The 12,769-nt window shown below is 35.1% G+C and carries 11 protein-coding genes; 4 read left to right on the top strand and 7 right to left on the bottom strand.

The genetic code is table 11. The annotated features are described in order from the left end of the window. Positions 1-1,752: an aspartate--tRNA ligase gene (gene aspS, locus H601_RS0114630; protein WP_026712188.1), complete on the bottom strand. Its 1,752-nt coding sequence runs from the start codon at positions 1,750-1,752 to the stop codon at positions 1-3. Positions 1,753-2,261: 509 nt separating this feature from the next. Here aspS and H601_RS0114620 point away from each other — a divergent pair. After that, a complete protein-coding gene (locus H601_RS0114620; protein ID WP_026712186.1) occupies positions 2,262-2,615 on the top strand; it encodes a toxin-antitoxin system YwqK family antitoxin in 354 nt (117 codons plus the stop codon). 55 nt (positions 2,616-2,670) lie between these two features. On the opposite strand, the gene H601_RS16255 is transcribed toward H601_RS0114620, so the two are convergent. The 5 genes from H601_RS16255 to H601_RS0114595 all read right to left on the bottom strand — a co-directional run bounded on the left by H601_RS16255 (position 2,671) and on the right by H601_RS0114595 (position 9,620). Further along, on the bottom strand, positions 2,671-3,240 hold the full coding sequence (locus tag H601_RS16255; protein ID WP_026712185.1) for a hypothetical protein: 570 nt from the start codon (positions 3,238-3,240) through the stop codon (positions 2,671-2,673). A gap of 81 nt (positions 3,241-3,321) precedes the next feature. Beyond that, positions 3,322-6,498 carry an efflux RND transporter permease subunit gene (locus H601_RS0114610; protein WP_026712184.1) on the bottom strand — a complete coding sequence of 1,059 codons (3,177 nt, stop codon included), beginning with the start codon at positions 6,496-6,498 and terminating at the stop codon, positions 3,322-3,324. Between the two features lie 88 nt (positions 6,499-6,586). Further along, complete coding sequence (locus tag H601_RS0114605; protein ID WP_026712183.1) at positions 6,587-7,648, bottom strand: efflux RND transporter periplasmic adaptor subunit; 1,062 nt, start codon at positions 7,646-7,648, stop codon at positions 6,587-6,589. Positions 7,649-7,681: 33 nt separating this feature from the next. Then, a complete protein-coding gene (locus H601_RS0114600; RefSeq protein WP_026712182.1) occupies positions 7,682-9,013 on the bottom strand; it encodes a TolC family protein in 1,332 nt (443 codons plus the stop codon). A gap of 10 nt (positions 9,014-9,023) precedes the next feature. Next, positions 9,024-9,620, bottom strand: a complete 597-nt coding sequence (locus H601_RS0114595) for a TetR/AcrR family transcriptional regulator (RefSeq protein WP_026712181.1) — start codon at positions 9,618-9,620, stop codon at positions 9,024-9,026. 178 nt (positions 9,621-9,798) lie between these two features. On the opposite strand from H601_RS0114595, the gene H601_RS0114590 reads away from it, so the two are divergent. The 3 genes from H601_RS0114590 (at position 9,799) to H601_RS0114580 (ending at position 12,227) form a co-directional block, all read left to right on the top strand. After that, entirely contained in the window at positions 9,799-10,773 is a 975-nt protein-coding gene (locus tag H601_RS0114590; RefSeq protein ID WP_026712180.1) for a polyprenyl synthetase family protein, read from the top strand. Between the two features lie 231 nt (positions 10,774-11,004). Then, complete coding sequence (locus tag H601_RS0114585; protein ID WP_026712179.1) at positions 11,005-11,709, top strand: XAC2610-related protein; 705 nt, start codon at positions 11,005-11,007, stop codon at positions 11,707-11,709. A gap of 167 nt (positions 11,710-11,876) precedes the next feature. Then, positions 11,877-12,227 (top strand): hypothetical protein, encoded by a 351-nt coding sequence (locus tag H601_RS0114580; protein WP_026712178.1) that lies wholly within the window; start codon positions 11,877-11,879, stop codon positions 12,225-12,227. On the opposite strand, the gene H601_RS0114575 is transcribed toward H601_RS0114580, so the two are convergent. Next, positions 12,211-12,756 carry a hypothetical protein gene (locus H601_RS0114575; protein WP_035656094.1) on the bottom strand — a complete coding sequence of 182 codons (546 nt, stop codon included), beginning with the start codon at positions 12,754-12,756 and terminating at the stop codon, positions 12,211-12,213. The genes H601_RS0114580 and H601_RS0114575 overlap by 17 nt on opposite strands. Positions 12,757-12,769 lie beyond the last annotated feature (13 nt).

The following is a 12,769-nucleotide window of genomic DNA, read 5'->3' as shown; positions in this document are numbered from 1 at the left end:
CTATTTTATGTCTAATTTAATATGCAATTCGTTCAATTGTGCTTCATCAATAAAAGATGGAGCATCAATCATTACATCGCGACCGCTGTTGTTTTTTGGGAAAGCAATGAAATCACGAATGGTTTCTTGTCCGCCCAAAATGGCTACCAAACGATCTAATCCGAATGCTAAACCTCCGTGTGGCGGTGCACCAAATTGAAACGCATTCATTAAGAATCCGAATTGGTTTTCGGCTTGTTCCGGTGTGAATCCTAACAACGAAAACATTCTGCTTTGTAAATCACGGTCGTGAATACGGATAGAACCTCCGCCGATTTCGTTTCCGTTTAACACCATATCATAAGCATTGGCACGCACTTTTCCGGGTTCGGTTTCGATCAATTTCATATCTTCCGGTTTTGGTGATGTGAACGGATGGTGCATGGCGTGGTAGCGTTGCGAATCTTCATCCCATTCCAACAACGGAAAATCGACTACCCAAAGTGGAGCAAATTCGTCCGGTTTTCGCAAGCCTAAACGAGTGGCCACTTCCATACGAAGTGCTGATAATTGTGTTCTGGTTTTATCTGCTTTTCCGGAAAGAATTAAAATTAAATCGCCCGGTTTGGCGTTGGTGATTTCGGCCCATTTTTTTAAATCGGCTTCGTCATAAAATTTATCTACGGATGATTTTAGACTTCCGTCTAATTCGTATTTCACGTAAACCATTCCGGTAGCACCGATTTGCGGACGTTTGATCCAATCAATCAATGCATCAATTTCTTTTCTGGAATACGATGCACAGCCTGGAACGGCAATTCCGACTACTAATTCGGCTGCATTAAATACCGGAAAATCTTTGTGTTGAGCAACGGCGTTTAACTCTCCGAATTTCATCTCAAAACGAATGTCCGGTTTGTCGTTTCCGTAGGTTTTCATAGCATAATCGTAGGTAATTCTCGGGAATTTATCTACTTCTACTCCTTTTATTTCTTTAAGTAAATGACGGGTCAATCCTTCAAAAACATTCAGAATATCTTCTTGTTCCACAAACGCCATTTCACAATCGATTTGAGTGAATTCCGGTTGACGGTCGGCACGCAAATCTTCGTCTCTAAAACATTTTACAATTTGAAAATATTTATCCATTCCGCCCACCATCAACAATTGTTTGAAGGTTTGTGGCGATTGCGGAAGAGCATAAAATTGTCCTTCGTTCATTCTACTTGGAACAACGAAATCACGAGCTCCTTCGGGAGTTGATTTAATTAAATAAGGTGTTTCTATTTCGCAAAAACCTTGATTGGATAAATAATTTCGAACTTCCATCGATACTTTATGACGGAAAATCAAGGAGTTTTTTACCGGATTTCTACGAATGTCTAAATAGCGATATTTCATTCGAATGTCTTCACCACCATCGGTCTCATCTTCGATGGTGAAAGGTGGAAGTTGAGCAGCATTTAATATCGTTAGTTCTGAAACTAAAATTTCAATATCTCCTGTTGGAATGTTTTTGTTTTTGGCTTCGCGTTCAATAACGGTTCCTTTTACTTGAATTACGAATTCACGACCAAGTGTTTTAGCGGCTTCAAAAACGGATTTTTCGGTACGGCTTTCGTCAAAAATTAATTGTGTGATGCCGTAACGATCACGTAAATCTACCCAATTCATAAAACCTTTATCACGCGATTTTTGCACCCATCCGGCTAAGGTAACTTCTGTATTGATGTGCGAACTGTTTAATTCGCCACAAGTATGACTTCTATACATTTTGATTCGAAATTTTTTGAAATGCAAAAGTAGTATTTTGTTTGAAGAAATTGGATTTTTTGTGGTAAAAGGTGATGGGTGATGGGTAAAGGGTTTTTCTGATTATAATTTGTTTCAAATCTTTATCAAAATAGAACGCGGATTGTCTAGATTAAATGGATTTACGCTGATTTCTTTGTTCGCAAGCGAAAATGGATTTGGATGGATTTTATTCTGCTTACTTTTTTCCATAAAAAATTTTCTCCTAACTCTAAACTATCAACTCCAAACTTATTTTTATGGAACATGGATTGTCTGGATTGAATCGGATTTCTTGGCTTGTAGATGGATTTCTCAACTATTTTTATAGAATTTTCGAAGTTCCGATTACCCATTACCAATCACCCATCACCATTTTTACAATGTTAAGTTTTCATTTAATGTTACCAAATTGTTACCAAAAAGTTTTTTTAATGTAAATTTTTGCATAAATTTGTTTAGTAATTGTTAACCTGCTAAAACAAAAGAGTATGAAAAAGTTATTTATTGCAGCAATGCTGGTAGTTTCTGGAGCTTTATTTGCTCAAGATAATAATGCAAAACACGAAGTGGTTGACCAAATGGTTAAATCAACTTTTTATCATGATAATGGTCAAGTGCAACAAGAAGGTTTTTATAAAGACGGAAAAGTGCACGGACAATGGGTTTCGTATGATGAAAGCGGAAACAAAGTATCGATGGGTCAGTATAAAGACGGAATGAAAATTGGCAAATGGTTCTTTTGGACCGGAGCTGATTTAACAGAAGTTGATTATTCTGATAGTAGAATTGCACAAGTGAAAAAATGGTCGCAAGGTGCAGTTGTTCAGGTAAATAAAAATTAACTACCTTAAATATTCAACCGAAAAAAAGAGCTTCATAATCGAAGCTCTTTTTTTTTTATTGTATTTTCTTTTTGGAACGATTGAGTTCCTTGAAGGAAGAGATGATTTTGGCCATAACTTTTGAATGATCTTCTTTTCTGCTGAGTTCTGTCCAGTTGACGATTTGGTAGTATCGATCTCTCCCTTTTACAAATCCAAATTGATAATAAACATCTATTCCGTCAACAGTTCCGGTCACGTTCATGAGTTTTGCTTCCATTCCGTTGATTTTAGTATCTTCAAACTTGGAGAATTTACCATTTTTTATAGTAGCTGATAAATTATCTTTTAATAAGTTGGAATATCCGGTTAAATTGGGTTTGTAACTTTCTGCTAAATACTCATCTTGAGTAACTAAATCATTGAAATCAGAAATTGGTTCATCAATCACAATCGTATAAAATTCGTTAAAAATATTTTGGTATTGCAACGAAGCATCTTCATGCAAATTATCGGCTTTGGAAAGTGTTTTGGGTAAATTAATTTCATATTGCCCTTTAATTTTGATGGATTGAATTTCTTCATTGGCACAACTTACTATCAAGAAGGAAATTAAAATACAACAGCTCATTCTGATTTTTTTCATATAAAAATTTTATGCAAGATAAAAAAAACCACGCTTTCACGTGGTTTAATTGGTTGATTTGTTTGTGGAATTAAAAATAGTTTATGAATGTTTTGGCGTGAACCCGTCATCACTTAACTCCTTATGCTCATAATCAGCAATCATTTCTTGAGCATAATCTGTTTTTTGTTTGTTTTTTCTGAACCTGTTTGTGATTCCTTCAAATACAGAATATACAACAGGAACAATAACAAGAGTAAGGAATAATGACGAAATAAGTCCTCCGATAATTACCCAAGCCAGTCCGTTGTTCATCTCGGCTGCAGCTCCTTTTGCAATTGCAATCGGAATCATACCGAAAACCATCGCAATAGTAGTCATCATAATCGGACGTAACCTTGCGTGATTCGCCTGAATAAGAGCTGTTTTTGTTGTTTCTCCCGCTTCTTTTCTGTGGTTGGTAAAATCGACAATCAAAATTGCATTTTTGGCAACCAATCCGATTAGCATAATCATACCCAAGATAGTGAATATGTTTAGCGAATTATTTGTAAGTGCCAGAATTGCCATTACACCTATCAAAGCAAGCGGAATTGAAAACAATACCACAAACGGATGCACGTAACTGTTATACAAAGCAACCATTACCAGATAAACCAAGATGATCGCAGCCAGTAAAGCAATTCCTAATGTTCCGAAACCTTCTCCTTGCATTTCCATATCTCCACCCCAAACATAGCTTACTCCGACAGGTCTTTCGAGTTGTGAAAATGCTTTTTCCCATTCTGCTGCCACGTCTCCAACAGCACGTCCGATAACTTGAGAACGAACCGTTACAGAAGGACTTTTGTCTCTACGTTCCAAAACACTTGGTCCTGAACCTTGTTTTACATCGGCAAATTGTTCTAAACGGATTTTTTCTCCGTCTTTATTGACAAATATAATATTGCTTACATCATCAATGTTTGAGCGGTTAAATTCATCATATCTGATGTTGATGTCATATTCGTATTCTCCTGCTCTGAATTTTGCATCGGTATTTCCTGAGAAAGCAGTTTGCATTGTCATACCGACTGTTGATAAATCCAGACCTAAACGGGACATTTTATCTCTATCTACTTTTACTTCGATTTCCGGATTTCCGTCTTCGACAGAAAGTTCTACTTCTGATGTTCCTGCAATTTTTAATAATTCTGCTTCTGCTTTTTTGGCAAAATCCATAGCACTTTCAAGATCAGAACCCACCACAACCAACTGCAAAGGTGCATCATCAGCTCCCATAATTCCGATAGGTACAATTGTGATTTTGGCATCAACTAAGTATTCTTGTAATTCTCTTTTTAGTTTGGCTGCATAAATAAACGTGTTTTCAGCTCTCAAAGATTTATCGACCAATTTTACGCTAACCTCAGACTTATAAGCAGTAGCTTGGGTAGAACCAAATCCTCCACTTGTTTCGCCGACTTTGGTAATCATATTAACAATTTCGGGCTTTTCTTTAAGATACTTCTCTGTTCTTTGCGTAATAAAATTGGTTTGTTCGATTGAAGCATCTTTCGGAAGTTCTATCTGAACCAAGAATTCTCCTCTATCCATTTTCGGGAAAAATTCTCCTCCTACAAATCCTCCTAATCCAAAAATAGAACCAAAGAATAAAAATACAGCTATCAATAATGTGGTAAGTTTCGTTTTCCAGTTTTTCAAAGCCCATTCCAATATTCCTGAAATCCAGTGTGTAAAAGCAGTAATTCTTGCTTCAAACCAAAGGATAATTTTTCCGAAAATGGTTTTGTCTGATACGTGTTCTAATTTTCCGAATCTTGAAGAAAGCCAAGGAACGAGCGTAAACGAAGCCAAAAACGAAAAAGCTGTTGCAATCATTACCGTTACAGCAAACTGACGGATAATATTTGATACCAAGTCGTTACTCAAAGTAATCGGTAAGAATACCACAATAATAACGAGGGTAATACCCACAACGGTAAATCCGATTTCGGAAGCTCCGTCATAAGCAGCACGAACCTTGTTTTTACCCATTTCCATATGCCTGTGAATATTCTCCAAAACCACAATAGCATCATCGACCAAAATACCTACAACAAGAGAAAGAGCAACCAAACTCATCAAGTTCAGGGTGAATCCCATAAAGTAGATTCCGATAAAAGTTGCAATAAGCGAAGCAGGAATCGTAACCATTACGATAAACGCATTTCTTAAACTATGTAAGAATAAAAGCATTACGGCAGCAACTAAGAAAATAGCTAAGAAAATATCAAAAATTACGTTGTTGGCAGCAGTTAGGGTAAAATCACTTGTATCATCTGCAATAGCTAATTTCACGTTGTTTACTTCGTAATCTTTTTCGATTCCTAAAGCTGTTTTTCTGACCAATTCGCTTACAGCCACAGCATTGGCATCAGATTGTTTCATAACCTGAATCAAAATAGTATTCTGTTGGTTGTTACGAGCTAATTTTTCAACGTCTTTTTGAGTATCTCTAACTTCTGCTACATCTTTTAAACGAATTTGGATTCCGTTTTTTTCTTTGATAATTAAATTCTGAAGTTCCGTAACATCTTTGTATTTTCCAGCCAGACGAATAAGTGTTGTGTTTTCTCTTGTCTTAACATTTCCGGTAGGGAAGTCAAGATTTGAAGCCATCACGACCTGTCTGATTTCAGGTATAGAAAGTCCGAAACCTTCTAATTTTTCCTGATTGATGTTTACCTGAATTTCTCTTTCTTCTCCTCCGATAAGGTTCACCTGTGCCACTCCCGGAACACGAGAGAGTGCAGGCTGGATTTTCTTGTCGATTAAATCAAAAAAAGCAACTTCGTCCATATCTCCCGTAGCTGCAATTGTCATAATCGGTAAATCGTCCATTGAGAATTTAACGAGTGAAGGCGGATCAGCATCATCAGGTAAATCAGCCAAAATTGCATTTACTTTACGTTGAGCATCGTTCAAAGCATAATCGGTATTAGCTCCAGGATTGAGTTGAATCATTACAACCGAAATACTCTCAAATGATTTAGAATCAATTTTCTTGATGTTTTCTAACGAAGAAATCGCATCTTCAACTTTTTTGGTAACTGTATTTTCTATTTCAGAAGGAGATGCTCCCGGATAAACCGTAGAAATCGTAATCATATTGGTCTCGAATTTCGGGATAAGTTCGTAACCTAACTGATTGTAAGTAAAAAGTCCGCCCAATGTTAAAATCGTGAATAACACGACTATTATCGTGGGACGTTTTATTGATATTTCTGCTAATTTCATATATTTTTCTTTTTAGATGAAAGAAGAAAGAGTCAAGAAGAAAGACTTGTGTCTTTTCTCTTGTTTCTTATTTCTTTCCTCTTTGTTCTTATTTCACAATATTAATTTTTGCTCCGTCGGTAAGATTGATAATACCGCTTGTGATGACTATATCTCCTGCTTTTAGTCCATCAAAAACTTCAACCGTATCTCCGAAGTTTCTTCCTGAAACGATTTTAGTCAGATGGGCCACTCCTTCACGAGCTACAAAAACTTCGTTGTTTGCAATACTTCCAACAAAAGCAGTTCTTGGAACAACCGTAATTGGAGTTTGATTTTTTGATTTTTCTCCGAATATTGCAGAACCGTACATTCCTGCTCTCAAGTCGTTGTTTGGGTTGTTTAATACTTCTATCTCTACAGGAAAGTTTAGTGACTCATCAGCCATTGCAGCGATAAAAGTTACTTTCCCTTTAAACTCTTTATCAGGATAAACACTTGCTTTTATGCTAACTTCATCTCCAACTTTGATGTTGGCAACTTGGTTTTCGGTAGCATTAGCTTTTAGCTTTAGTTTTGAAACATTTACAACATCAAAAAGTGGAGCTCCTGGTGCTACAACTGTTCCAGGTTCAATATGTCTTTTATTTACAATCCCGTTGATTGTTGATTTTACATTACTGTCTCCCACATTGATCTTAGCTTGGTTCAGTCTTGCTTTAGCTGATTGTAATTGTAAATTCGTTTGATCGAGCTGCTGTTGGGTTACTCCACCGGTTTTATATGCACTTTCGAAACGTTGAGCATCTTTTTGGGCTGTCAGATAAGCGGCTTCAGCATTTTGTAATTCTACCGATTGCAGATCAGCTTTTATGACAGCAAGGGTTTGCCCTACTGATACTCTTGCCCCTTCTTGAACCAATACTCGAACTACTTGTCCGCCTCTTTCAGAAGATAATTTTAAATCCTGAAATGGTGCAAAATTTCCATTAGCTCTGTAGCTTGCATCAACAACTTCGGTTTTAATAGTGTCAACGCGGACAGCAACATAAGCACTTTGTTCTGCCACAATAGCTGTTTCTTCGGCTTGTTTTTGTTTGTTTCCGGCTAAAGTAAAGCCAGCCCAGACAATAAGGGCAATTACGATAAGGATATAGTTTATTTTTTTCATTTTTATATGATTGAGGTTTGATATTGATTTTTGTTATCTTAAGGAATTAAGTTCCCCTTTTGACTTTATGAGTTCGATTTCTGCTACTTTATATTCTAACAAAGCATTCGAAAGATTGTTTTTGGCATCTGCCAGAGCATTTTCGGCTTCAATTAAATCTGTTAAAGTAGCCAGCCCGTTTACGTAATTGTTATTTGTATTGTCAAGAACTTCCTGTGCTAATTTTACATTTTCTTTTTGATTCTCTATGGTTATAACACTATTATTAATTTGCGTTTTAGCATTTTCAAAAGCGAGATTAAGAGCTTGTTCGGTTTCTTGCATATCAACTTCAAGAACATCCAGTTGGTTTTGAGCCTGACGAACCTGAGAGCGTGTACGGAATCCGCTAAAAATAGGAATATTTAAATTTAATCCGATTGTTGCATAATCTGTCCAGAATAATCCGTCCGCAGGCTTGGCTCCTGATAGAGGAAATTTTTCTCCCAACCCCTGATAGCTATAATTTCCTGTTAAAGACAAAGTTGGATAATAACCTGCTTTAAATGATTCCTTATTATAAATTAAAAGCTGCTTTTGGACCTCTAACGCTTGATACTGAGAGAGCTGTTTTACATTTGGATTTTCGAGTAAAACAGGAGTTATTTCAATTCTTTCTTCAATGAGTGTTATTGGATTTTCAATTTGCATTCCGATGAGAAACTTTAAAGAGTTTTCCTGAAGTTTGACCGCATTCTCCAGTTGTTGCTTAGAAGATTTTAGATTAACAACTGTTACTTTAATTCTGTCTAAATCTACTTTTTTAGCTAATCCGTTATCAAATAACCCTTGAACAGTATTTTGAACCTTTGCAGTGTTTTCTAATGTTTCATCTACGGTTTCCAGTTTTTGCCTGGTAATGAAAATCTGGTAATAACTTTTAGAAACAGCTTCGATCACTTGTTCTTGAGTAAGTTGTTCGTTTACTTTATAAAACTCGCGGGTAGTCTTGGCGGCTTTCAGCCCTGTAAAAACTGAATAGTCAAACAAATTTTGTGAAAGATGGATCCCTCCGATAGCGGTCCATTTCTGCCCGAAAGCAACGAGAAGTGTCTGTCCCGGAAGCCCAACAATTTCCCCTGGCATTGCCATTTCCTGTAAAATAGCATTATACATTAAGTTTCCCTGAGCAGAAATTTGGGGCAAAGCTCTTGAACGGACTTCGCCAATTAAATGTTCACTGTTTTCTACGCTTAATTTGGCTTTTTTTGCATCTGCCTTATTTTCTAAAGCGTAATTTATGGCATCTTTAAGTGAAAGCGTTTTTGCTTCCTGTGCATTTACCGATAAAGTAAACGCTATTAACATTAAAATTACTTTTTTCATTGATTGATGATTATATATTGAGGTTAGATAGTTGATTTTCAAGCTCTTCAATGCCTTTTGGTGTCGATAATGCCCTTGTGTGGTATTCTAATGCTTTTAATTCCAATGCTGAGGTCTCTTTTTCAAGAACAGTAGATTCGTTGATCTGAAAAATAAGCAGATAATAAAATTTCGAATAGAGTTCAATATCTACCTCCGGTCGATATAAACCCTGCATAATTCCTTTTTCAATATTTGCTCTGAACCACACCTTGCATTCTTCAATCTGTCTGAAATATACCTTGTCGTAAATTTCAGGATAGTGCTTTTTTAACTGATATACCGGCGACGTTTCTGAGGATTTGAATAGCTCCTTAAACGTTTGTCTTATTTGAAAGTTCTCTTTAATGGCATTGTGTTTTTGCTGAAAAATTTCTGACATGGTATGGTTAATATCATTGTGAACCTTTTCAACGGTTTCTTCAATCAGGACTTCTTTGTTGCAAAAAAACTTGTAAATTGTTTTTTTTGAAATAGCCATTTCATTAGCAATGTCATCCATTGTAATACTTTTAAAACCTAATTTTAAGAATAGTTCAGCCGCTTTTTCAATAATTTTCGTTTTCATTTATTCATGATCAAATTTCGCCGGCAAATGTAAGAAGGGAACTTTTAACACCAAAATAGTTTCCAAAGTATTTGCATTTATTTAACATTTGTTTTTCGGTGTAATTATTGGTCTGGTTTCTGCATTCGGTTTTTTTTGGTTTTCTTTGTATTCCATTAAACTAAAAATTTTTTTTCCAATGCATTCTATTGCGGTTTATCAAGATCATTTTCTTGCTCATTTAGAAAATCAGAAAATTTTAAAAGAACCTAAAAATCTGTATGAACCAATAGATTATATTTTGCGTTTAGGCGGAAAAAGAATGCGTCCGGTTTTAACCTTACTATCGACCGAGGTTTTTGATGTTGATTTTAAAAAAGCACTTTCTGCGGCAACAGCTGTAGAAGTTTTTCATAATTTTTCATTAGTTCACGACGATATTATGGACGATGCTCCTTTGCGTAGAGGAAAAGAAACCGTTCATGAAAAATGGAACTTGAACACCGGCATTTTATCTGGAGATGCTATGTTGATTTTGGCTTATCAATACTTTGAAAGTTATGAACCAACAATCTTTAGAGCATTAGCAAAATTATTCAGCAAAACCGCTTTAGAAGTTTGCGAAGGTCAGCAATACGATGTTGATTTTGAAACACGTGATGATGTAACAATTCCCGAATATTTAAAAATGATTGAATTTAAAACCGCTGTTTTGGTTGGAGCTGCGATGAAAATGGGAGCAATTATCGCTGAAACTTCGGAAGAAAATGGTAATTTAATTTATGATTTTGGATTGAATTTGGGCATCGCCTTTCAATTACAAGACGATTATTTAGATTGTTTCGGAAGTCCAGAGACCTTTGGAAAACAAGCAGGTGGCGATATTATCGAAAACAAAAAAACGTATCTTTACTTAAAAGCAATGGAATTTTCAAAAGCCGAAGAACGAGAGCAATTGTTGCATTTATATTCCATTCAACCGAGTGATAATTCCGAAAAAATTGAATCAGTAAAAGAATTTTTCAATCTTACCGGAGCTTCAAAAGCTACTCAAAAAGCCATAGAAGATTACACGATGAAAGCTTTCCAAACTTTATCCAAAATGCAAATTGGCGAAGATAAAAAAATGGTTTTGAGAGCTTTTGGTGAGAAGTTGATGAAGAGGGAGGTTTAAGTTGCGAGTTTGAAAGTTTCGGGTTCTTTGTCATTCCGAAAGATGACGAAGTCGAAATAGGACACGAGCGATAGCGAACTGGCGTAGCAATCTCCTGCTAAGCACGTAATATTTTAGAATCCATTTTCTACTGTAAATCAAAAAAATCAGCGTAAATCATTCAATCCGTGTTATATTAAGCATTAAGTCTAGAGCTAGCCGAGATTTGGAAAAAATCATAAATAAGACAAAATGAAGATAAAATCAATTTTTTTATTTCTAATTTTACTTCTGTTTTCTTGTAAAAATGAAACAGAAAAGAAGATTAATTCTTCGAATAAACAAATTGAAAAACATAAAAGCGAAAGTGTAATTATAGTTGATACTTTGTATAAGCTTTTAGAAAAAGCAAAGACAAAAGACACTTTAGAATTTTCTAATCAAGAACCTTTTTTATTTATAAAAAGTGGAAACTTATTTTCAAAGAATCAAAAAAGTGCAATAATTGTAAATTGTCCAAGTGACACGGTTTATAAAATTGAACTTTATAATTTAGTGAATAAAGAATGGAAAAAAACCGATGAATTAAATGATTTAGAAGTTCCCTATCAACAATATGAAATCGAATTTAAAGATTATAATTTTGACAACTTCAAAGACATTTATTTAAACTCAACTTCATCAAACGGAATTTCAATGTCTAAAGGGTATTTACTAATCGTAAATTCTTTAACTAAAAAGTTTGAAAATCATTTAGAAACTAAAAATTTGAATAATATGTTTCCTGATAAAAAAACAAAAAGCGTTCTAGTTGATAGCGTTGATCATAGTGCGAATGGAAAAATAGTTTGGAATCTAATCTATAAATGGAAAAACGGAAAATTAATAAATACAAATAAAAAATTAAAACAGAACAAATTTACTAAACAAAAACATCTGCTAACAGCCGTTTTCTAAAGCGGTGGTTTCTTATTTCTAAAAAAGTGAAGTGCTAAAAATCCCTGCCTTCGTGTAGATGCATTATAAGGTTAAATCCATTTTCGCTTGCGAACAAAAAAAATCAGCGTAAATCCATTTAATCCATCCAATCCGTGTTCCATTAAAAATCATCAATCGTTAATCAAATGTATCCCATCCCAACATCAACTGACCATCTTTTAACCGAAGCAGAAAAAGAAAATCTTTACCTCAAACTCATTGAACAACTCAATAAAGATTTCAATTTTGCTAACGAACCGGTTGATTTTCCGTTAAGTACTTCGCCCAACGAATTAAAAATTCAATTGCACGAAAAAGTATATCGACTCATTCAATACAAATTTGCCGAATATTTGAATTTGCTTTATATCATCGATGTTTCCGAAGAAGAAGTCAAAAAACTAAATGGTGATGACATTGCCGAACTGGCTGAAAAAGTAGCTTTCCTAATTTTAAAAAGAGAATGGCAGAAAGTTTGGTTTAGAAATAAACTCTAACAAACGGCATCCAAGCTTCCGAATACACATTTCGATTGTCATTGTGTAACACATTATAACGCAGACCAATTGTAACATTATTCGTTTGGTAGCCTGCTCCCAAAAACAAACCGGTATTCCAAAAATTATCTTTCAAAGAACCAAAATTGTCTTTATAAGTCGTGTTCACTCGAAGTTGTTCCAATTCAGCAGATAACTGTATTTCAGGAATGGGATTTCCCAAAACAATCATGCTCGCACCATAAATATACGATTCAAAAAAGTTCTTTTGTTTTACATAACTTCCTTGAATTCCAAAACCTAAGCTAATGTATTGATTGAAATCATAAATTGCTCCGGGAGCAAGAGTAATATCGGTGTAATTGTTTCCAATGGCAAGACCAATATTTCCTCCAAAACGTACTTTAGACCAAAACTCGCTTCTTCCTTGGTTGGAAATCGATTGCTCTGATTGAGCAAAAGTATTTTCTACACAAAAAACAACTAGTAGAATAGCAATAATTACAGGAAGTTTTACGGCATTTTTCATATCTATATCTTTT

The organism is Flavobacterium filum DSM 17961 (assembly GCF_000425465.1).
Taxonomy (GTDB): Bacteria; Bacteroidota; Bacteroidia; order Flavobacteriales; family Flavobacteriaceae; genus Flavobacterium; species Flavobacterium filum.
The sequence above is the reverse complement of the archived record's forward strand: the minus strand, read 5'-3'. Positions and strand labels throughout refer to the sequence as shown.